This is a genomic window from Anaerotruncus sp. (assembly GCF_057433415.1).
Genome location: NZ_DBMDHH010000013.1, coordinates 22,061 through 43,255 on the forward strand (window position 1 = coordinate 22,061; position 21,195 = coordinate 43,255).

The following is a 21,195-nucleotide window of genomic DNA, read 5'->3' on the forward strand; positions in this document are numbered from 1 at the left end:
GCAGCAGCTCCTTTCCGGCTCAGGTCGTCGCGCGCTCTTTTTTGGCCGGCGTTTTCTTTTCATCTCTCTGGAAGAAGCTGATGATGCCCGCCGGCTTGAGGAGCGCCATGATAATCAGGACGCCGGCGTAGATCACCACCGAGAAAGGCGCGAACCTGCTCGGCATCATTCCGCGGACCAGTTCGTCGAGCACGATCATCGACGAGCCCAAAACCGGGCCCCACACATATCCCATGCCGCCGACGATGACCACCATGATGATCTTGAGCGAGATCGACGCGTTGAAGACCTCGGTGTTGTTGGACATCAGGTAGAGCGCGTAGAAGGAGCCGGCGAGCGATGCCATCAGGGCGCTGAACACGGTCGCCAGGATCCGCCAGTTCCCGATGTTGGAACCGAGCGCGCGCGCCAGGTCGGGGTTTTCCTTGAGCGCCACGAAGTTGGTGCCGATGCGGCTTCTCCGGATAAACACGTAGAAGAGCATCGAGGCGACCGCGAGGGTGAGGACCATGTAGTACTGCTGGGTCTTGCTGAAGAGGTATTCCCGGGGCATCGAGATGCCCATGCTGCCGCCCGTGAGGTCGATGAGCTGGATCGAGAGGGAATAGACCGTCTGGTGCAGCCCGATGAGGGCCATGGTGAAGTAGAGCCCGGACAGCTTGGAGGCGATCACGCCCACCAGCAGGGCCATCAGGGTGTTGACGACCAGCCCCATGACGACCCCCGCGAACAGGCCCATCCCCAGGCGGTTGGTGGTGATCGTCATGCCGTAGACGCCGAGCCCGAAAAAGAGCGCGTGCGCGATCGAGAAGAGGCCGGACATGCCGGAGAGCAGGTTCCAGGACTCCCCGAGGGTGACGTACATCAGCGTGATGATCGCGATGTTGAGCACCCGCCGGTTGGCCGCCATCGGGAACAGGAGCGCCGCGGCCAAAAGGAGGAGGTACAGGATGACTCTTTTGTCGATTTTATATTTGGACTGTCTCATTGTGACTCCTCCTTTCTAAATGTTGCGCACGGCGTTTTTACGTTTGTTGAAAAGCCCGTAGGGCCGCACGAGCAGCACGACCACAAAGAGGCCGAAGAGCATCGGATCGTGGTAGGCGGTGCCGAGCACGCCGGAGATGAGCGCCGAGAGGACGCCGACCAGCACGCCGGTGATGAAGGCGCCGGTCAGGTTGTTCAGCCCGGCGGTGATGCAGATGACGAAGCCGATCAGCGTGATGTAGTCGCCGAAGTTCGGCTCGACGGTGAACATGGTCATCAGCATCATGCCCGCGACGCCGATCAGGATGAAGCTCAGCGAGAAGGCCAGGTCGAGGGTGCGCTCGCTGTTGATCCCCATCAGCCCGGCGACGTCCCGGTTCTGGACGACGGCGCGGATCGCCCGCCCGGTCCAGGTCTTGTTGAGGAAGAGCTGGAAGCTCACGAGAATCACCCCGGCCATGACGAAGCAGGCGAGCTGGATGATGCCCACGCTGATTTTCGGGGTGAAGTAGATGCGCTTTTCAAAGACGGCCAGGTCCCTCGGATAGGAGGTGAAGAAAAAGAGCACGAGATTCATGATGACGAGCTGAAGGCCCATCGTCGTCAGGATGTTCATGCCCTCGTCGATTCGTTTTAAAAGGGTCTTCCGCATCAGCCAGCCGATCGCAAAGTTGATGACGATGACCCCGAGGGCCGCCAGGATGACCGGCGCGTTGACCATCCGGATGAAGAAGAAGGTCAGGTACATCGAAAGCATGATACATGCGCCGTAGGTAAAGTTGACCATGCGCAGGGAGCCAACCTGGAATGTGAAGGCGCTGGACATCAGCCCGTACATGCCGCCGACGCAGATTCCATTGAGAATGATATTGATATAAGCCGATACGCCCATGTGGTACTCCATTCCGCCGCGCGCGCCGGCTGATGTTCGGGATTTGGGCCGGCCCCCGTCCGCGCGAAGGAATGACAGGGGCCGGTTATGAAGGGCCAAAGGGAAAGCCCCTGCCGCACGAAGGTATGGACAAGGGCTTTCCGGAGGGTTCCCGGGATTACTGCTCCCAGGGGATCACAGGGTCTTTCGTCCGCAGGAAATCGGGATACACCGCATACATGTCCCCGTCCATCCATTCGCTGATGACCATCTGTCCGGCACGGGTGTTGCTGTTGAACTCATCCCATTTGATGCCCCAGTACCAGGGGAGCTTGCCCTCCTCGAAGTCCAGGCTCTTCATCGCCGCGGCGAGCTTGGCGGTGTCGTCCCAGTCCTTCGGATCGACCTTCTTGAGGCACTCGAAATAGACGTTCATGCCGCCGTAGGCCTGCAGGGCGTGCGCGAGGGGCTTGTGCCCGTACTCCGCCTCAAAGTCCTCCTTGAACTTGGTGATGCCGGGGGCCGCGTCCTCGGAGATCGACGGGTTGGTGTACGACTGGGTCAGGATGCCGTTGGTGATCTCGTTGCCGAGGTCGGAGAAGTTGGGGGTGTCGTAGAAGATGCCGCCGGCGAGGATGACCTTCGGCCGGTAGTTGAGCTCGTGGATCTTCTTGAGGAAGAGCGTCCCGTCCGGGGTCCCCTGGATCGGGATCAGGATGTCGTAATCGGTGTTCTGCAGCTTGGTGATGATCGGCATGAAGTCCTTGTTGGTGTCCGGATAGCCCTCGTTGATGACCACCTGGACGCCGTTGGCCTCCGCCGTCTCAAGCATCGGGTTCGCGACGTGCTGAAGCCTCGTGGTGTAGAGCAGCGCGACCTTCAGGTCCTTAGCGTCCTTCCCGAGGAAGGTCTTGCCGATGTCGATGGCCTGCATCATCGCGCCCCTGGAGAAATCGTCGACGTTCGCGCCGCCGCGGAAGAAATAGGTGCTGGGGCCCTGGAGCAGGTCGGCGTCCCACGCAAGCGACAGGTAGAGCGCCTGCATGTCGTCCGCCATCGTGGCGAAGGTGCGGTCCGCGATGCAGCCGTAGCCGCTGATGAAGACGCGCACGCCGTCGTTGTAAAGGCGTTCAAATTCGGAGAGGGTGGCGTCCTGGGTGGGGCCGTCGGCAAAGACCATTTCGATTTTGCGGCCGTTGATCTCGCCCCCGATGTGCTCAAGCGCCATCTCCGCGCCGTACTGGTACTCGTGCCCTCCGAACGCGTTCGGTCCGGTCAGCTGGGTGACCATGCCGATTTTGAGCGGCGGGAGCTCCCCGTCCTCCGCGGAGCCGCCCGCGGCCGGGGGATTCGCAGCGTCGGGCTGCGTCGCTCCCTCGTCGCCGCACCCATAGAACAGCCCTGTCGCCAAGCAGGCGCTCAGCAGTACGGCCAGGATTCTTTTCGCCTTTGACATTTCTTTTCCTCCTTTGTATTGCAGCATTTTCAGCAATAAAAAAAACGAAAAATTTGCAATACCAAAGGTAAGGCAAATTTCTCGTTCTCTTAACTCTCTACGTGAAATTTACTAGTATTCTCTTGTCTTTATCATACTATCCGGTTTTTCCGCCTGCGTCAATCATATTTTGTGATGTTTATTCAATCCCACAAATTGCGAAAGAATAATTCGTCAGATTTTGATAGGAAAATTTCCATGTTTATACAAATCCCGGTTGGACGCCGCTGACGCCGATCTCCGTAATACGCTCTTCGCAGCCGCAGGGCCGAAAATGGAATTTATGACCGGCCTTTCCCGGAAAACGGCCGGTTGTGCAGACCGGCCCGCACCCACCGGCGCAACCGGTGCAACCGGAGCTGCCGGCGAACGGGGCGACCAGGGACCCCGGGGCGACCAGGGGCCGGAAGGCCCCGCCGGACCGCAGGGCCCGCAGGGACAGCCGGGCGGCAACGGCGCGACCGGGCCCACCGGGCCGACAGGACCGACGGGCCCCACCGGAGCGACCGGACCCACCGGAGCGACCGGCCCCGCCGGCGAAGCGGGCGCTGTCGGCGCGACGGGTGCGACCGGTGAAACCGGCGCCACCGGTGAAACCGGCGCCACCGGAGAGACCGGAGCCACCGGAGAGACCGGGCCCACGGGCGCGGCCGCGACCATCCGGATCGGCACCGTGACCACCGGCGACCCCGGCACCGAAGCCCAGGTCACCAACTCGGGCTCCGACGAGGACGCCGTCTTCGACTTTGTCATCCCGCGCGGGGAGCCGGGCGGCGGCGGGACCCCCGAGGTGCTGGCCACGGTGGACCCCACCGCCCAATCGACCGCCGCGGGCGGCGCGCTCGCCTTCACCGACAACCCGCTCGTCTCGGGCACCGCGATCTCCCATACCGCGGGCAGCACCGACGTGGTGATCAGCCGGCCCGGCATCTACCAGGCGTCCTTCAGCGGCTCCTTTACGGCCGACGCCGGCACCACGATCCCCACGACCCTGCTGACGACCCTCAACCAGAACGGCGCAGCCGTCACCGGGGGAACGGCCCGGCACACCTTTACCGCCACCGGGGAGACCGCGGAGCTGACCTTCAGCGTCCCCTTCCAGGTGACGGCCACTCCGGTAAACCTCAACGTCGTCGCCAGCGGGGCCGGCTTCACCGGCAGGGACCTGACCCTCACGGTCATCCGCCTCGGCGACTGACCGGCCCTCTCTCCCGCTTTCCGTCTCCGCCCCCGCAGGGCGCAGACGCGGCCCGCGCCGCCCTTTGGGGCGGCGCGGGCTTTTGGTCTTTTCCGGACATACAGAGGCGCGCCGCCCGCGGCTGCGGGCGGCGCGCCGGATCCGGTCTCCCGGACGAAGGGCGGCTGTCAGAAGAGGACCTCTTTGCGCGCGGGGGTCGCCTTGGCGATCAGCTTGCCGCGGTTGTAGGAGTAGAGGACCTCGCTCTTCTTGTTGAGGGCGTTGTAGAAGTTGTCGTTGTTGAGCACGATAAAGCTCGCGGGGTTGCCCTCCCGGATGCCGTAGCTGTCCCCGAGGTGCAGCGCCCGGGCGGCGTTGTAGGTGCAGAACCTGTAGGAGTCCATGATCTGCTGGTAACCCATCAGCTGGCAGACGTGCAGGCCCATGTGGATGACGTCCCGCATGTTGCCGTCGCCGAGCGGATACCACGGGTCGAAGATGTCGTCGTGGCCGAAGGCGACGTTGTTGCCGTTCTCCAGCAGCTCCTTGACGCGGGTGACGCCCCGGCGCTTCGGGTAGGTGTCGAAGCGGCCCTGCAAATGGGTGTTGACCAGCGGGTTGCAGATGAAGTTGATGTCGCTCATCCGCAGCAGGCGGAAGAGCTTGCCGCAGTAGGCGTTGTTGTAGCTGTGCATCGCGGTGGTATGGCTGGCGGTGACCATGTCCTTCATGCCGCTTTCGAGCGCGCGGCAGGCGAGCACCTCGAGGCCCTTGGACTGCTCGTCGTCGATCTCGTCGCAGTGGACGTCGACCAGCTTGCCGTACTTTTCCGCGAGCTTGACGCAGAAGTTGACCGAATCGACCGCGTATTCACGGGTGAATTCAAAGTGCGGGATCGCGCCGACGCAGTCCGCGCCCATCCTGACGGCGTTCTCCATGAGCTGCTCGCCGTTCGGATAGCTCATGATGCCCTCCTGCGGAAAGGCGACGATCTGGATGTCGACGATCCCCTTGAGCTCCTCCTTGAGCTCGAGCATCCCCTCCATCGCGATCAGCGTCGGGTCGGTCACGTCGACGTGGGTGCGCACGAACTGGACGCCGTTGGACGCCTGCATCTGCACCGCGCGGCGGGCGCGGTCCTTGACGTCCTGCTTGGAGAGCTTCTCCTTGCGCTTGGCCCAGCACTCGATCCCCTCGAAGAGGGTGCCCGACATGTTCCACACCGGGTCGCCCGCCGTCAGGCAGGTGTCGAGGTGGACGTGCGGCTCGATAAAGGGCGGGATGGCCAGGCATCCGGTGCAGTCGACGACCTCTTCGCCCGGGTTGGGGGCGAGGTTCGCGGCGATCTTTTCAAACTTCCCGTCGGCGACGCGGATGTCGACCGCCTCGGTCCCGTTTTCCACAAAGATATTTTTGATCAGCATGCGATGATCTCCTTTCGTCACGTGTGTTCTCTTCCAACAGGCCTATGCCTTCTGCTTCGGACGGACGGCCATCTCCCAGATGAGGAAGATCACGGCCGCGACAACGAGCGAGTTGACCGGCTTGATGCCCCAGCTCACAAAGATGCCGATGAGCGCGCCGCCGATGACCGCGAGGATCGCGCCGGGGTTGACCACCGGGTTCTTGACGTCCTCCCTGGAATAGTCGCCGCGGTGCAGGATGTAGTGCAGGATGATGACCGCGCCGACCGGCGGGATCATGCCGGAGAGCAGGTTCAGGTAGCTGACGAAGTTGTTGTTGAGCCACACCGAGAAGACGGTGCCCACCAGTCCGCCGAGCAGGACCATCGGCTTCATCGGGATCTTGGTGATGTTCGAGACGCCGAGGCCCGCGGTATAGAGGGCGTTGTTGTTGGTCGTCCAGATGTTGAGTCCGAGGGTGATGACCGCCGGGATCGCGAGGCCCTGGAGGATGAGGATGTTGAAGATGTCCGCCACGCCGGTGACCGCGCCGCCGACCGCGCCGAAGATCATCATGACCGAGTTGCCCACGAAGAAGGCGACGACCGTCGCGGTGACGGCGACCTTCGGGGTTTTGGAGAAGCGGGTGAAGTTTGGCGTCGCGGTGCCGCCCGAAATGAACGAGCCGACGACGATCGCGATGCCCGCGGCGAGCGTCATCTTGTTCTCCATGCCAAAGACGTTCATGATGCCGCCCGCCTTCTGGATGCCCCAGGTCACCGAATAGACGCCGAGGATGGCAATGAGCGGCACGGCGATCGAGCCGAGGACCGCCAGCGCCTTGATGCCGAGGTAGGCGGTGACCGTCATGACCGCGCCGGTGACGATGACGAGCGCCCACACGGGCAGCTTGCCCTTGGTCAGCTCGGTGACGGGGAGCGCGAACATCGCGACGCCCACGCCGAACCAGCCGATCTGGGTGATGCTGATGATGGCGGAGGGCAAAAACGAGCCCTTTTCACCGAACGAGCGGTGCGCCAGCAGGTCGAGCGAAAGGCCGGTCTTCTGGCCGATGTAGCCGAGGGTGCCGCAGTAGGCGCCCAGGAACGCGTTGCCGACGATCATTGAAATCAGGAACCCGCTCAGCGTCAGCCCGATGCCCAGGTTGCCGCCGGCGGTCATGCTCGGGGTAAAGAAGGTGAAGCCCACCAGCACCACCATCGCCGCCCACATGCCCTGTACCTTTTTCTCCTTGGGTACCGCGCTGAGGGAATACTCGGAATCCTCCGTCTGGACTTTTTTCTCTTTCAGTTCGCTCATCGTTACCTCCCTTTCTGTCTGTGGCACGCACCGGGCGCGCATTGATGTAAGTAGTTTCATTAGCCGCCACCCACACTATATCATAATATTTCTCACATTTCTATTAAATTTTTGTACAAAATATTGCCTTTTTCTTTGGCAAATTATTTGTATAGTCTTTACCCTCCACCCAGACCAGCGCATTATCTGAAACCGATTACAAATACGTTTTTTTGCCCCGGGCCTTCCGGGGGCCTTGCATTTTCCCGAGCGGGTTGGTAAGCTATAGGTAGATGACTGGAGAGGGGGCGGGGGCTTGAATATCAAGGAGATCGCGCGGCAGGCGCAGGTGTCGGTCGCGACCGTCTCGCGGGTGCTCAACCACCCCGAACAGGTCCAGCCGGAGACCCGCGAGCATGTGCTCGCGGTCATGGAGCAGTTCCGCTACACCCCAAACTGGTTCGCGCGCGGGCTCAATCTCGGCCGTACCAACACGGTCGCCCTGCTCGTGCCCACCTTTGAACACGGCATCTATCAACGGGTCGTCACCGGCGTCGAGACGGTCGCCGCCAAAAAGGGCGCGGGCGTCCTGCTCTGCAACACCCACGGCACCGCCGAGGGGGAGGTGGACTCGCTGCGCATGGTGCTCGACCGCAAGGTGGACGGCGTCCTCCTCGGGGCCGCCCGTCTGAGCGCCGCGCAGCTCGATGCCGTCGGCCTGCGGGAGCGCCCCTTCGTGATCATCGGGCGCGGGGATGGATTGGGCGACGTGACCGCCTGCTACATCAACTTCGAGGGCAGCGCCGCCCGGATGACCCAGCACCTCTTTGAGCTGGGCCGCCGCCGGGTCGACCTGCTGCTCGACGAGGATTCCCACTCGAAGAGCGGCGCGATCCTCCAGGGTTACCGTGCGGCCTGCGCGCAGGCGGGCATCCCCGCCGGGCAGATTCACACCGCCGAGGACAGCCTGCGGGGCGGTTTCCTCGCGGCGAGGCGGCTCTTCGCGGCGGGTGGCCTGCCCGACGCGATCTTTGCCTCGAGCGACGAGCTCGCCTTCGGCGTCATAAAGGCGGCGCGCGCCGAGGGGATCGATATCCCCGGGCGGCTCGCGGTGACGGGGTTCAGCGATTCCCCGATGTGCGAGCTGGTCACCCCCGAGCTCACGAGCGTCGAGCAGCCCGCCCACAGGCTGGGCATGGTCGCCGCGCGCCTGCTCTTCGACCTGATCGAGGACGAACAGCTTGCCGACCACGTGCCGCAGCAGGTTGTGCTCCAGCCCAAGCTGAAAATACGCCGTTCCTGCGGCAACGAGAAATATATCTATGAGCTGTTTGAATGAGAGGGGTTGGGTTTTATGTCGTTGTCAGTGCCTTTTCTGGGCAGGCAGCTGAAAAATCCGGTCATTGTGGCGGCCGGTCCCTGGTCGCGCAGCGCGGCCGCCATCCAGCGGTCGGTCGACGCGGGCGCGGCGGCGGTCGTCACCGAAACGATCACGCTGGAGGCGGGCTCGGTCATCCGGCCGCGGCTTTATCTTGACGACGGGCGGCTCTTCAACACCATGCTCTATTCCACCCTCGACCTCGAGCAGTGGGAGCAGGAGATGGACCGGATCGACAAGCGGGACAGCATGCTGATCTGTTCGATCTGGGGGGCTACCCCCTCGGAGACCGCCTATATCGCCTCCAAGGTGGAACGAATGGGCGCCGACGCGGTGGAACTGAGCATCAGCGCCCCCATCGGCACCAAGAACGAGCGGCTCTCCAGCCATTCGGAGCACATCGGCGAGTTTGTCCGCACGATCGTAGCGGCGGTGGATATCCCGGTGATGGTCAAGCTCTCCTACGACGCGAGCATCAACACCGGATTCGTCCGCGCGATCGAGGAGGCGGGCGCCTCCGCGGTCAGCGCGATCGACAGCCTCAAGGGGCTGTCGGGCGTCGACATCGAGCGCCAGCAGGCCGTCATGCCCACCTACGGCGGCTACACCGGCCCCAACATCCGACCCGTGTCGCTGGCGGTCACCGCCACCCTCTCCCAGCTCACCCGCTGCCAGATCTGCGGCATCGGCGGGATCGAGAGCTTTGAGAACGTGCTGGAATTCATCATGCTCGGCGCCAACACCGTCCAGCTCGCCTCCGCGGTCATGCTCAACGGGTACGGCCTCATCACCGAGATCGTCCAAGGGCTCGCGGCGTGGGCCGACGGGCACGGCGGCAGCATCGAACGGCTGCGGGGCGCCGCACTCGGTTCCCTCATTCCCTTTGAGGAGATCCCCGCGCAGCCGCTCGTGAGCGAGCTGCTCTCCCCCTGCGCGCGGGAGGACTGCTCCCTCTGCGCCGACGGCTGTCTCTATGGCGGCGTGCGCCGCGAGGCGGACGGCATCGTCACAGACCCCGCCCGCTGCACCGGCTGCGGGCTGTGCGTCGCGCGCTGCCCCGACAAAAAACTCCGCCTCGTCTGGAAGTGAAAACAGAAGAGAAACCGGCCGCCCGAAGGGGCGGCCTTTTCTGTCCGCTCTCTTGAAAAAAGCGGGTAAAGAATTTTTTATACGGAGATTGCGCCGTCTCTCCAATACCAGAGCCGTTCTGCCGGCTCCGCCTGCGCGCCTTTCCCCGGCGGGGGTTTTAGATTTGCCGCTCAGTGAGCGGCGGAGCCTGCCGGTAGTCGACCGGCGACGGTTTTAGGTTTTCCGCCCAGAGGCCGGAGGGCCTGTCGGTAGTCGACCGACAGCGAGTTCCTTTCTTGCTCGCCCAAGAAAGGAACCAAAGAAGGGCGCGAGGGGCTGCGCCCCTGCGACCCCGCGCCGCCTCCGGTTGGCCTGCGGCCAAAGTCGGCGGCGCCTGTGACACGGATCAACGGACAAGTGTACATCATCCCATCTGCCGCCGCGCCGCGGGCGCAATGCCTCTGCCGGCGAGCCTCCGGAACCGTATCCAGAGTGCCTTCGGGGAGGTACGGCCGCTTTTGTTTTGCTCGCATCTAACGCGGGGAGGCGGAAAACCGGTCGGCTTCGCCGCCCGCGCGCGCAGAGCGCGCGAACGCCCGGTACGGGTGTTGTTTTCCGCCGGGTGGTTTCACCGCACCATCCGTTCTCGCTCATTGGGAGCGCCGAGATTAGCTTGAGCCTTCAGCTAGTGTACCTGTGGGGAGTGCCGGCAGTCTGCGGGTCTTGGCAAGGTACTCCCGGAGATTCCTAAGAACCCGGCGGAGGGTTCTTAGGCGGACTTTTGGTTCCTTTTCGTCCGTCCGAAAAGGAACCCGTGGTGCGCGGCGGAACGCGCTCGTGATTCTTGCCGCTTTTTAAGCGGCAATTCCCGCGATAGCCCCGCCGGGCGCAGCGCGGCAAATCCAAAACCGTCGCCGGGGCGGGTCCCGGCAATCCCCGCCGCCGAAGGCGGCTCTCCTAAAGCGCCCCGAAGGGGCGCGAAAAAAGCCCCGCCGGGTACAGCGCGGCAAACCCAAATTCACAGCTTCTTTACAAAATTATCTATGATTCTACATAACTACAATTTATATTATAGATAATTCATAGCTAAATAAGAGACGGGAGGCGAACGGCGCAATGGAACCTGCGGAGTTTAAAAACCAGGTCTGGGCGCTCATGCGGGACATCACCGACCGGATGAACGGCGTGTTCCATCCGATCATCGACCGCTACGGGCTGACGATCATGCAGATGCGGGTCCTTTTTGAAATCCGCCGGGAGGACGGATGCACGGTCAGCGGGCTGAGCCGGAGGGTGTGCGCGGCGGGGACCAACGTCTCCGCGCTCTGCAAGCGGCTCGAACGCGAGGGCCTGCTTGAACGCTCCCGCGACCCGCGGGACGAGCGGGTGGTGCACATCACGCTGACCGGGGAGGGCCGCCGGACGGTCGACGAGGTCGACGCGCTTGTCACCCGCGCCTTCCCGCTGCTGAACGAGGAGGACGCCGAGGTGATCCTCGACGGCATGCAGAGGCTCAGCCTCCTGCTCCAAAAGCGCGATTCCATTCAAGAGAACCCCTGACCGGAAAGGATGATTCATATGCAGGAACAACCGAAAATCCCGAAAAAACCGCTGTTATATTATGTCGTCATGGTCATGCTGGTCATGATGCTGCTCAACATCTTCGTCTTCCCGCTGCTGCTGCAGCCGCGGGTCACCGAGGTTGATTATGGCACCTTCATGAGCGACGTGGAGGCGGGCAAGGTCACCGAGGCAAATCTCGATGACGGGTACGTCTACTATGCGATCCCCAATGAGAAAAATCCCAAGCAGGCGGATCTCTACATGACCGGACAGATGCCGAACGACACCGGGCTGGTTGACCGCCTCTATGAGAAGGGGGTCAAATTCTCCAACATCGTGCCGGAAAAGGCCTCTCCCCTGATGAGCTTTCTGCTCACCTGGATCCTGCCGCTGGCCATTTTCGCGCTGATCGGGCAGTTCTTCATGCGCTCGATGCAGAAGCGGATGGGCGGCGGAGGCAACGCGATGACCTTCGGCAAGTCCAACGCCAAAATCTATGTGCAGGCCCAGACGGGCAAGACCTTTAAGGACGTGGCGGGCGAGGACGAGGCCAAGGAGGCCCTCACCGAGATCGTCGACTTCCTCCACAACCCCCGCAAATACGCGGAGATCGGCGCAAACCTGCCCAAGGGCGCGCTGCTTGTGGGCCCTCCCGGAACGGGCAAGACGCTGCTCGCCAAGGCGGTCGCCGGCGAGGCGGACGTCCCCTTCTTCTCGATCTCGGGTTCCGAGTTCGTCGAGATGTTCGTGGGCATGGGCGCGGCCAAGGTCCGCGACCTCTTTAAGCAGGCCAATGAAAAAGCCCCCTGCATCGTCTTTATCGACGAGATCGACACGATTGGCAAAAAGCGCGAAAGCGGCGTGATGGGCGGCAACGACGAGCGCGAGCAGACCCTCAACCAGCTGCTCACCGAGATGGACGGCTTCGACGGGCGCAAGGGCGTCGTCATCCTCGCCGCCACCAACCGCCCCGAATCGCTCGACCCGGCGCTGCTGCGCCCCGGCCGCTTCGACCGGCGCATCCCCGTCGAGCTGCCCGACCTCGCGGGCCGCGAGGCGATCCTGCGGGTCCACGCACAGGACGTGCGGACCGAGTCGGACATCGACTGGGGCGTGATCGCCCGCGCGACCGCGGGCGCCTCGGGCGCGGAGCTTGCCAACATCGTCAACGAAGCCGCGCTGCGCGCCGTCAAATATGGCCGCACCCTCGTGAATCAGAGCGACCTTGAGGAATCGGTCGAGGTGGTCATCGCGGGCTACCAGCGCAAAAACGCGGTCATCTCCCCGCGCGAGCGGGAGATCGTCGCCTACCATGAGATCGGGCACGCGCTCGTCGCCGCCAGGCAGACCGACTCCGCGCCGGTCCACAAGATCACCATCGTGCCGCGCACCTCGGGCGCGCTCGGCTACACGATGCAGGTGGACGAGAGCGAACGGGTGCTCATGTCCCGGGAGGAGGCCTTAAACAAGATCGCCACCCTCACGGGCGGGCGCGCGGCGGAGGAGGTCGTCTTCCAGTCGGTCACGAGCGGCGCCTCCAACGACATCGAGCAGGCCACCAGGCTCGCCCGCTCAATGGTCACCCGCTACGGCATGAGCGACGCCTTCGGCATGGTCGCGCTCGAGACGGTCCAGAACCCCTATCTCGGCGGCGACGCGTCGCTCGAGTGTTCCTCCGAGACGGCCGCCCGCGTCGACCAGGAGGTCATGGGCATCATCCGGGAGGCGCACGACAAGGCCGTCAAAATTCTCCGCGACAACGAGCCCAAGCTCCACGAGCTGGCAAAATACCTGCTCGAAAAGGAGACGATTACCGGCGAGGAATTCATGCGGATTCTAAACGCGTGACCCCCGCCCGACTGTGAGGAACCAGACCGATGCGATGGATTTCCAACCTGATCCCGACCCTCGTCTACACGGTGCCCGCCGTGCTCATCGCGATCTCGCTGCACGAGTTCGCGCACGGCTGGGCGTCGTGGAAGCTGGGCGACCCCACCCCCCGGGCGACCGGGAGGCTCTCCCTCAACCCGCTGCGCCACCTCGACCCGATCGGCACCCTCTGCCTGCTGGTCTTCCACTTCGGCTGGGCAAAGCCGGTGATGGTCGACCCGCGCTACTATAAAAACCGCAAAAGGGGCATGGTGCTCACCGCGCTGGCCGGTCCGGGCATGAATTTTCTGATCTCTCTCGTATGCACGCTGGGCATGGGGCTCATCCTCAGGCTCACGGGCGGCTATGTGGGAGCGGTCGTGCGCTACATCTACTACCTGCTCTTCTACACCTCCGCGATCAGCACCGGCCTGGGGCTCTTCAACCTCATCCCGGTGCCGCCGCTCGACGGCTCCAAGGTGCTCGGCGCGGTGCTGCCCGAGGACAAATACTTCGGCTACATGCGCTACGAGCGGTACGGCGCGCTCATCATGATGGTGCTGCTCTTCACCGGCATCCTCGACCGGCCGCTCGCCTTTTTAAGCGACGGCCTGAGCGATTTCTTCTGGCTGATCACGGAGGCGGTCTTCCGCCTCTGAAAAGCCTCGCCGGCCTTCTCGCACCGAGCCGCAGCGAGGCGTGTCGGAGGCCAGCCGCCCAAAGGGCGGCTCTTAGGCCGTAGATAAGGCCGCGGGTGAGAAAATGCCCGGCGTTCCGAATGGAACGCCGGGCATTTTCGAGGGCGGAGCCCTTCGCGTCTTTTCCCGGGAAGCGCGGCGCGGGGCGCTGCCCCGCGGCCCCGCCGCCTTTTAAAAAAGGTGTCGCGAAGCAACAGCCCGAATGGGGTCACCATTTGCCCGCAGGGCAAGTGGCGGCGAAAATTTCAAATCCCGAAACCCTTCAGTGGTTGGCGCGGCGGTAGATCTCGTAGGCGTCGGGCGCGTCAAGCACCCGGAAGGTGCCCACCTTGCGGGTCCCGCCGTACATGCAGTTGACCGCGAGCCGGTGCAGCACTTCGTCCGGCTGCGTCCCGATGCCGAGCTCGCCAAAGCAGGTCGGCATCCCGAGCGAGCGGAAATAGTCCACCGTCGCGTCGATGCCCGCGCGCGCCGCCGTCCGCTCGTCGGCGTTTTCAATGCCCCAGACGTTTTTCGCATAGCGCGCGAACCGCGCCGGGTTCGTCTCCCAGCAGTAGTCCGCCCACGAGCCCCACACCGTTGAAAGGCTCGCGCCGTGCGCCACATCGAACATCGCGGACAGCTCGTGCCCGAGCTGGTGGGGCGCGAAATCCTTGACGCCGCCCAGCCCCGTCAGGTCGTTGTGGGAGAGGCTCCCCGCCCACATGAGCTCGCCCATCGCGTCGTAGTCGTGCGGGTCCCGGACCGCCGCGCGGCCCTTTTCGATCGCCACCCGCAGCACCGATTCGGCGATCTGGTCGGTCAGCTCGTTGCCCAGGATCGGACAGAAATACCGGTCGAGGGTGTGCATCATGATATCCACCACGCCGCACGCCACCTGGTAGACGGGCAGCGTGAAGGTGATCTCCGGATTCATCACCGCAAAGCGGGGCCGCACCAGATCGCTGCCGAGCCCGCGCTTCTCCCCCGTCTCCTCGTCGGTCAGCACCGACGAGCTGCTCGTTTCGCTGCCCGCCGCGGAAATCGTCAGCACGACCCCCACCGGCGCGCAGCCCACGGGGACCGCCTCCCGCGTCCAGAACTTCCAGATGTCCACGCCGGGATTGCCCAGCCCCAGCGCGACCGCCTTGGCCGTGTCGATGACGCTTCCGCCGCCCGCAGCGAGCACGAAATCCGCCCCGAACGCCCGCGCCCGTTCCAGCGCCTCGCGCGCAAAGGCGAGCCGCGGATTGGGCTTGACCCCGCCGAGCGCCTCATGGGCGAGCCCCGCCGCCGCGAGGCTGCCGGTCACCCGGCCGATCAGCCCGCTTTTGACCGCGCTGCCGCCCCCGTAGAGCACCAGCACCCGGCTGCCGCCCAGCTCCTTTACAAGGGAGCCCACCTGCGTCTCCGTCTCTTTCCCGAACACCACGCGCGTCGGGGAGTAGTAGGAAAAGCTCTGCATTGCCAAACCTCCTCAATCAGATATGCCGTCCCTGTCATTGTAGCCGCGTGAAAACGGGATGTCAAGCGGGCCGCGGGGGCGCCAAAGGCGCCGGAAGCGGCCCGGGCGGCGGCGGGGCCGCGCGGCGCGCCCCGTTCGCGGCCGGTTTCCCGAAAGCAAAAAGGCGGGCGCGCGGCACGCAGGCGCCGCCGCCCACCCCGGATCAGCCGCGCCGCCAGGTGGTCGGCATCAGCAGCGCGAGGATCGGGAAAATTTCCAGCCTCCCGATCAGCATGTTGGCGGTGAGCACCAGCTTGCTGAAATCGGAGAAAGCCGAATAGTTGCCCATCGGGCCGACCAGTCCCAGCCCCGGCCCGATGTTGTTCAGGCAGGCGAAGACGGCGGTCACGTTGGTTTCAAAGGAAAAGTTGTCGAACGACACGAGCAGGGCGGAAACCGCGACGATGATGCAGTAGACCGCCATATAGGCGTTGACCCCGTAGAGGGTGCCCTCGTCGAGGATCGAGCCGTCCATCCGCGCGAGCTTGACCGAGCGGGGGTGCAGCATCTTCCACACCTCGTTGCGCACCGACTTGAAGAGGATGATGAGGCGCGCGGTCTTGATGCCGCCGCCCGTCGACCCGGCGCAGGCGCCCAGCACCATGAGCAGCACGAGCAGCGAGCGGGAAAACTCCGGCCAGAGGTTGAAATCCGCCGTGGCAAAGCCGGTGGTCGTCATGATCGACGACACCTGGAAGGCCGCGTGGTGGAGCGCCTCCCGCACGGACGGGTAGAGGTGGGAGATGTTGACCGTCACAAGCGCGATCGACCCGAGCATGATGCCGAGGTAGACCCGCAGCTCCTCATTGAAGAACGCCTTGGCGAACTCCCGGATGAGCAGCAGGTAAAAGATGTTGAAGTTGATGCCGAAGACCGCCATAAAGACGGTGACGACCGTCTGCAGGTAGAAGCTGTATCCCGCCATGCTGTCGTTCTTGACCGCGAAGCCGCCCGTGCCGGCGGTGCCGAACGCGGTGGTCACCGCGTCGAAGAGGGGCATGCCCCCCGCGAGCAGCAGGACGATCTGGAACAGGGTGAGCGCGACATAGATGCCGTAGAGGATCTTCGCCGTCTGGTGCATCTTGGGCACCAGCTTGCCCACCTGCGGGCCGGGGCTCTCGGCGCGCAGCAGATGCAGCGACGCGCCCGAGCCGCGCGTCATCGGCACGATCGCCAGCAGGAAGACGAGCACGCCCATGCCGCCCAGCCAGTGGGTGAAGCTGCGCCAGTAGAGCAGCCCCATCGCCATCGATTCCACCTCGGTCAGGATGCTCGCGCCCGTGGTGGTGAAGCCCGACACCGTCTCGAAGACGGCGTCGACATAGCTTGGGATGCCCCCGCCGAAAAAGAAGGGCAGCGCCCCGAAGAGGGAGACGACCACCCACACGAGGCCCACCGTGACGAACCCCTCCCGCGCGCCGAACGAGCGGTTTTCGGGGCGCTTCCACGACCAGGGCACGCCCACGAGGAGCAGGGCGCCCATCGCGATCAAAAAGCCGGCCGCCGCCGCGTGTTCCCCCTGGTAGAGCGAGATCGCGAGCGCGGGCGCCATGAAGACCGCCTCGAGCCGCAGAATCCGCCCGATGAAATATGCAATAATCCGGTAATTCATTCCGCCATTTCCTCCCGCGCCGCCGTTTACTGCACCGCCGCCAGCCGCTCGGGCGCGTCGGCGAAGATGTCGTTGAGGTCGACGATCATCCGGTCGGCGGTCGTCACGACGATCAGCGTATCCCCCGGCTCGATCGTATCGTCGCCCTTGGGGATGATGATGCGGCCTTTCCGGTTGATGCAGGCGATGAGGATGTCCGGCTTGAGGGTGATCTGAAGGAGGGTCTCCCCGAGGTGCCGGGTCGAGGGGCTTGCGAGGAATTCCAGCGCCTCCACCCGCTCGTCCACGATGCGGTGGAGCGCCAGCACCGAGCCGGTGGTGTTCTGCATCGCGCGCACATAGCGCACGATGTCGTTGGCGCAGAGCAGCTTCGGGCTGATGACGCTGTCGATTCCCTTGTCGCGGATGACCTCGGTATATTCGGTGCGGTTGATCTTGGTGACCACCTTGGGGACGTGCAGGTAGTTGGCGAACATCGAGATGAGCAGGTTCTCCTCGTCGATGTTGGTGAGCGTCACGACCGCGTCGGTCTGCTCAATCCCCTCGGCGCGCAGCACCGCCTGGCTCGAGCCGTCCGCGTGGACGATCTGGGCGCGGGGCAGCAGCTCGGCGAGCTGGTTGCAGCGGTCCTCCGACGTCTCGATGATCTTGACGCCGATGCCCGCCTCCTCCAGTTCCCGCGCGAGGTAGTAGGCGATCCGGCTGCCCCCCACGAGGATGGCGTTGCGCACTTTGATCTTCTCCAGTCCAAGGTGCTTGATGAGCGCCGTCAAATCCTGGGTGGGCGCCGTGACATAGAGCTTGTCCCCCCGCTGGAGCCGGAAGGAGCCGTCGGGGATGTAGACGCGGTCCTCCCGCTCCACGGCGCAGACGAGCACCTTGACCTTCGCGATCTTATACAGCTCGTTCAGCCGCTTGCCGCTGAGGATGCTCCCCTCCCGCAGCACGATCTCGACGATCTCCGCGCGCCCCTTCGCGAAGGAATCGCGCTTCAAAAAGGTCGGGAACTGCAGCAGGCGGAAGATCTCCTTTGCGGAGGCGCGCTCGGGGTTGATCATCATGCTCAGCCCCAGCTCCTCCCGCAGGAAAAAAAGCTGCTCAACATATTCCGGGTTGCGCATCCGCGCGATCGTGTGCTTGCAGCCGAGCTTGCGCGCGATGATGCAGCAGAGCAGGTTCAGCTCGTCCCCCGACGCCGCCGCGATCAGCAGGTCGCTGTTCTGCACGTCCGCCGCCTTCTGCACCCGCAGGCTCGCGCCGTTGCCGTGCACCGCCATGACGTCGAAGATCTCCGCCGACTCGCGCAGCACCTGGCGGTTGTTGTCGATCACCACGATGTCATGCCCTTCCTTGGACAGGCGTTCCGTCAGCGTGCATCCGACTTTTCCGTCGCCTACTATGACAATCTTCATCTTTCCGTTTCGCCCCTACGCAGAGATTCCCGCGGCCGTCACGGCCGCGGGCACCCCATCTTTATAGTATCTTTAGCTTTTCTTAACTTCGCTTTAATGCGATCTTAACACAAATGACAGCGTTCGGCAAGTTTTGCGCGGCTTTTTCCGGTGAAAATTTGCCTCCTGCCAATAAGTGGGACACAGGGGCGGTTTCCCCTCCGGAAAACCGCCCCTGCGGATGTTCCTTTTTTCCTTGTAAAAAGGAACCGAAAAATACGCCTGAAGGAAAAAAGTGTTCCGCGCTTTGCGAAGCGCGACGGGGGGCGCTTTTGAAAAAGCGCCCCCCGGCCCCGAAAACTTTTGTTTTATCAGACACGGCCGCAGCAAAGCGCCGCGACAGGCTTCCTTCCAAAAAAGCCGTTACTTCAACAACCCGCTGCTCTTAATCGCCTCGATCGCCCGGCGCATCTCGGGCTCGTCCTGGACGAGCGCGATGCGCAGATACCCCCGGCCGGAGGGGCCGAAGGCGCTGCCGGGGGTCATGAGCACGCCGGTTTTGGCAAGCAGCTCCTGGGCGAACGCCTGGTCGTCGGTCCGGCCCCCGGGGAGCTTGGCCCAGACGAACATCGTGGCGCGGGACCGCTCGACCGGCCAGCCGATCGCGGTGAGGCCGTCGCAGAGGATGTCGCGCCGGTCCTGGTAGGCGCGGCGGGTCGCGGCGACGCACGACTGGTCGCCGGTGACCGCGGCGATGGCGGCCTTCTGGACGGGCAGAAACATACCGTAATCCATGTTCGACTTGAGGGTGGAGAGCATCGACACGACCTCGCGGTTGCCGATGCAGAAGCCGACCCGCGCGCCCGCCAGCCCGTAGGTCTTGGAGAGGGAGTTGAACTCGACGCCGACCTCCTTCGCGCCCGGAAAGCGCAAAAAGCTGCCGCAGCTCCCGCCGTCGAAGACGAGCTCGCTGTAGGCGTTGTCGTGCAGCACGATGATGCCGTATTTCCGCGCGAACGCGATCAGGTCGAGATAGAAGCTGTCGGGCGCGATGGCGGTGGTGGGGTTGTTCGGATAGGAGACGACCATCAGCTTGGCCGCGCGGGCGACCTCCTCGGGGATCTCCGCAAGGTCGATGATGTAGCCGTTCTCCCGCCGCTGGGGCATGTACCAGAGCTTTGCGCCCGCGATGAGCGGCCCGCCGCCGAAGACGGGATAGCAGGGATCGGGCACGAGCACCGTCTCCCCCTCGTCCACGACCGAAAGCGCGATGTGCGCGAGCCCCTCCTGCGAGCCGAGCAGCGAGACAACCTCACGGCGCGGGTCGACCTCCACGCCGTACCGCCGCCGGTACCACGCCGCCACCGCGTCCTGGAGCTCAGCGGTGTCGCTGATCGCGTAGACGTAGTTGCCCCTGTCCTGCGCGGCGGAGACCAGCGCGTCGATAACGTGCTGCGCGGGCGGGATGTTGGGGGTGCCCACGCTCAGGTCCACCACATGCCTGCCCTGCGCGAGCTGCTCCTTCTTCATGCCCAGCAGCACCGAAAAGATGCCCTCACCGAAACGGTCCATGCGTTTTGCAAATTCCACGTCTCTTTTCCCCTTTTCACGTCCGTATACAGCCTTCATTTTAACATATTCTGGCCGATTTGCAACCCTCAGGACGCCGCCTCCCCGGCGATGACGCCGAGCGTCGCGCCGGGATAGTAGTGCGCGAGGATCTCGTCGAAGGTGGCGCCCTGCCGCGCCAGATAGTCGGCGCCGTACTGGGAGAGCCCCACCCCGTGTCCGTAGCCCCGCACGGTAAAGGTGAAGGACGCGCCGTCGCAGGCGACCGTGAAGTCGGAGGAGCGCAGGCCGAGCAGGCTTCGGAGCTCCTTTCCGTGGATGGCCCGGTCCCCCGCCGTTATGCCGGTGACATAGCCCCCCTCCGAACGTTCGGTCACCTTGAGCCACCCGGCCGGGTCCTCCCCGAGCGAGATGTCCGGCCAGGCGTTTTGCAGCTTTTCCGCCACCTCCTGCACCGGGAACCGTTCGGTCGTCTCATAGTCGGGCGCGAGGGTGTCCCCAAAGCTCTCGACCGGCACGAGGTAGGGCTCGCTGCCCGTCCATACGTTGGAGGCGTCCTCGGTGGTGCCGCTGCTCATCGAGTGGTAGGCCGCCACGATCGGCTCCCCCTCCCAGGTGAGCAGGTAGGGGCACGCCTCGTCCGCCGCGCCGCAGATCGCCTTCCAGTAGGCGTCCGCCAGATCGCCGTACCGCTCGCGGAAGAGCTTTTCGGTCGTATAGCTCTTCCAGCCCTGCGGGTCGGCGGAGAAGTCCGCCCCCTTGAGCGACTCGTCGGGCGCGGCGCGGTTCTGCTCCCGCAGGCGCAGCGCGTAGGTGTGCGCCGCCACCGCCTGCGCCTTGAGCGCCTCGGGGTGGAAGGTCGGCGGCATCTCGGCCGCGAGCGCCCCTCGCACATAGTCCCGCGCGCTCACCTCGAACACCTTCCCCGTCCGATCGTCCAGGATCCGGAAGCCGTCGTCCGCCACCGTCACCGCGGGGGTTGTCCCGGAGGACGCCGCGGGCGCGGACGGGTCCCTTTCGGGCGCGGCCTGTCCCGTCCCGGCGGGCGCGGACGCCTGCGGCACGGATGCATCTTCCCGGGGAGAATACTGCACCATGTCCACATTTCCCACAAGCGCCAAAAGGGGGATCAGAAACATCAAAAGGGCGAATACCAGCCCTGCCGCCACCCTGAACCGCATTGCACTTCCTCCTATTTATGCAAGATTTCTATTTGGAAATTTCATTTTTGCCGCTTTTCGGCGGAAACGTCTATTGACTTTCACACGTTACCGGAATACAATATGAGATAACGCCCACCGGGCATCTGTGTGGAAAGAGGAAAGGAGCGCT

The 21,195-nt window shown here is 64.0% G+C and carries 17 protein-coding genes; 6 read left to right on the forward strand and 11 right to left on the reverse strand.

From position 1 onward, the window contains the following. Positions 1-19: 19 nt before the first annotated feature. From ACZO3G_RS05535 to ACZO3G_RS05545, 3 genes are all read right to left on the reverse strand, one after another. Positions 20-988 (reverse strand): branched-chain amino acid ABC transporter permease, encoded by a 969-nt coding sequence (locus tag ACZO3G_RS05535; protein ID WP_101552684.1) that lies wholly within the window; start codon positions 986-988, stop codon positions 20-22. A gap of 15 nt (positions 989-1,003) precedes the next feature. After that, complete coding sequence (locus tag ACZO3G_RS05540) at positions 1,004-1,879, reverse strand: branched-chain amino acid ABC transporter permease (RefSeq protein WP_158595723.1); 876 nt, start codon at positions 1,877-1,879, stop codon at positions 1,004-1,006. Positions 1,880-2,036: 157 nt separating this feature from the next. Further along, the gene (locus ACZO3G_RS05545; RefSeq protein WP_276872692.1) at positions 2,037-3,314 is read right to left on the reverse strand and encodes an ABC transporter substrate-binding protein; all 1,278 of its coding nucleotides are present in this window, start codon (positions 3,312-3,314) and stop codon (positions 2,037-2,039) included. A 313-nt stretch (positions 3,315-3,627) separates the two neighbouring features. Here ACZO3G_RS05545 and ACZO3G_RS05550 point away from each other — a divergent pair, with 313 nt between their 5' ends. After that, complete coding sequence (locus ACZO3G_RS05550; protein WP_276872693.1) at positions 3,628-4,551, forward strand: collagen-like domain-containing protein; 924 nt, start codon at positions 3,628-3,630, stop codon at positions 4,549-4,551. Positions 4,552-4,718: 167 nt separating this feature from the next. Here ACZO3G_RS05550 and codA read toward each other — a convergent pair whose 3' ends face one another. Continuing rightward, positions 4,719-5,954 carry a cytosine deaminase gene (gene codA / locus ACZO3G_RS05555; protein ID WP_101552691.1) on the reverse strand — a complete coding sequence of 412 codons (1,236 nt, stop codon included), beginning with the start codon at positions 5,952-5,954 and terminating at the stop codon, positions 4,719-4,721. A 42-nt stretch (positions 5,955-5,996) separates the two neighbouring features. Further along, positions 5,997-7,253 (reverse strand): cytosine permease, encoded by a 1,257-nt coding sequence (gene codB / locus ACZO3G_RS05560; protein ID WP_276874372.1) that lies wholly within the window; start codon positions 7,251-7,253, stop codon positions 5,997-5,999. Positions 7,254-7,548: 295 nt separating this feature from the next. On the opposite strand from codB, the gene ACZO3G_RS05565 reads away from it, so the two are divergent. From ACZO3G_RS05565 to ACZO3G_RS05585, 5 genes are all read left to right on the forward strand, one after another. Next, complete coding sequence (locus ACZO3G_RS05565; protein WP_276874374.1) at positions 7,549-8,571, forward strand: LacI family DNA-binding transcriptional regulator; 1,023 nt, start codon at positions 7,549-7,551, stop codon at positions 8,569-8,571. A gap of 15 nt (positions 8,572-8,586) precedes the next feature. Next, positions 8,587-9,699, forward strand: coding sequence for a dihydroorotate dehydrogenase (locus tag ACZO3G_RS05570; protein WP_276874377.1), 1,113 nt, complete (start codon positions 8,587-8,589; stop codon positions 9,697-9,699). 1,095 nt (positions 9,700-10,794) lie between these two features. Then, a complete protein-coding gene (locus ACZO3G_RS05575; protein WP_101552699.1) occupies positions 10,795-11,238 on the forward strand; it encodes a MarR family winged helix-turn-helix transcriptional regulator in 444 nt (147 codons plus the stop codon). 18 nt (positions 11,239-11,256) lie between these two features. Next, positions 11,257-13,089, forward strand: a complete 1,833-nt coding sequence (gene ftsH / locus ACZO3G_RS05580) for an ATP-dependent zinc metalloprotease FtsH (RefSeq protein WP_418452671.1) — start codon at positions 11,257-11,259, stop codon at positions 13,087-13,089. A gap of 29 nt (positions 13,090-13,118) precedes the next feature. Next, positions 13,119-13,769: a site-2 protease family protein gene (locus ACZO3G_RS05585; RefSeq protein WP_276874489.1), complete on the forward strand. Its 651-nt coding sequence runs from the start codon at positions 13,119-13,121 to the stop codon at positions 13,767-13,769. Positions 13,770-14,070: 301 nt separating this feature from the next. Here the strand turns inward: ACZO3G_RS05585 and ACZO3G_RS05590 are convergent, their stop codons facing one another. From ACZO3G_RS05590 to spoIID, 6 genes are all read right to left on the reverse strand, one after another. Further along, positions 14,071-15,252: an iron-containing alcohol dehydrogenase gene (locus ACZO3G_RS05590; RefSeq protein WP_276874486.1), complete on the reverse strand. Its 1,182-nt coding sequence runs from the start codon at positions 15,250-15,252 to the stop codon at positions 14,071-14,073. A 202-nt stretch (positions 15,253-15,454) separates the two neighbouring features. After that, positions 15,455-16,903 (reverse strand): TrkH family potassium uptake protein, encoded by a 1,449-nt coding sequence (locus tag ACZO3G_RS05595; protein ID WP_277138632.1) that lies wholly within the window; start codon positions 16,901-16,903, stop codon positions 15,455-15,457. Between the two features lie 26 nt (positions 16,904-16,929). Continuing rightward, positions 16,930-18,315 (reverse strand): Trk system potassium transporter TrkA, encoded by a 1,386-nt coding sequence (gene trkA, locus ACZO3G_RS05600; RefSeq protein ID WP_276872459.1) that lies wholly within the window; start codon positions 18,313-18,315, stop codon positions 16,930-16,932. Positions 18,316-18,397: 82 nt separating this feature from the next. Beyond that, positions 18,398-18,709 (reverse strand): hypothetical protein, encoded by a 312-nt coding sequence (locus ACZO3G_RS05605; protein ID WP_276872458.1) that lies wholly within the window; start codon positions 18,707-18,709, stop codon positions 18,398-18,400. A gap of 8 nt (positions 18,710-18,717) precedes the next feature. Then, positions 18,718-19,884, reverse strand: a complete 1,167-nt coding sequence (locus ACZO3G_RS05610; protein WP_276872457.1) for an aminotransferase class I/II-fold pyridoxal phosphate-dependent enzyme — start codon at positions 19,882-19,884, stop codon at positions 18,718-18,720. A 68-nt stretch (positions 19,885-19,952) separates the two neighbouring features. Continuing rightward, on the reverse strand, positions 19,953-21,044 hold the full coding sequence (spoIID, locus tag ACZO3G_RS05615; protein WP_276872456.1) for a stage II sporulation protein D: 1,092 nt from the start codon (positions 21,042-21,044) through the stop codon (positions 19,953-19,955). Between the last annotated feature and the right edge of the window lie 151 nt (positions 21,045-21,195).

Coding starts and splice junctions, on each gene's coding strand:
- ACZO3G_RS05535 (WP_101552684.1), bottom strand. CDS start 988: ATGAGACAGTCCAAATATAAAATCGACAAAAGAGTCATCCTGTACCTC.
- ACZO3G_RS05540 (WP_158595723.1), bottom strand. CDS start 1,879: ATGGGCGTATCGGCTTATATCAATATCATTCTCAATGGAATCTGCGTC.
- ACZO3G_RS05545 (WP_276872692.1), bottom strand. CDS start 3,314: ATGTCAAAGGCGAAAAGAATCCTGGCCGTACTGCTGAGCGCCTGCTTG.
- ACZO3G_RS05550 (WP_276872693.1), top strand. CDS start 3,628: ATGGAATTTATGACCGGCCTTTCCCGGAAAACGGCCGGTTGTGCAGAC.
- codA (WP_101552691.1), bottom strand. CDS start 5,954: ATGCTGATCAAAAATATCTTTGTGGAAAACGGGACCGAGGCGGTCGAC.
- codB (WP_276874372.1), bottom strand. CDS start 7,253: ATGAGCGAACTGAAAGAGAAAAAAGTCCAGACGGAGGATTCCGAGTAT.
- ACZO3G_RS05570 (WP_276874377.1), top strand. CDS start 8,587: ATGTCGTTGTCAGTGCCTTTTCTGGGCAGGCAGCTGAAAAATCCGGTC.
- ACZO3G_RS05575 (WP_101552699.1), top strand. CDS start 10,795: ATGGAACCTGCGGAGTTTAAAAACCAGGTCTGGGCGCTCATGCGGGAC.
- ftsH (WP_418452671.1), top strand. CDS start 11,257: ATGCAGGAACAACCGAAAATCCCGAAAAAACCGCTGTTATATTATGTC.
- ACZO3G_RS05585 (WP_276874489.1), top strand. CDS start 13,119: ATGCGATGGATTTCCAACCTGATCCCGACCCTCGTCTACACGGTGCCC.
- ACZO3G_RS05590 (WP_276874486.1), bottom strand. CDS start 15,252: ATGCAGAGCTTTTCCTACTACTCCCCGACGCGCGTGGTGTTCGGGAAA.
- ACZO3G_RS05595 (WP_277138632.1), bottom strand. CDS start 16,903: ATGAATTACCGGATTATTGCATATTTCATCGGGCGGATTCTGCGGCTC.
- trkA (WP_276872459.1), bottom strand. CDS start 18,315: ATGAAGATTGTCATAGTAGGCGACGGAAAAGTCGGATGCACGCTGACG.
- spoIID (WP_276872456.1), bottom strand. CDS start 21,044: ATGCGGTTCAGGGTGGCGGCAGGGCTGGTATTCGCCCTTTTGATGTTT.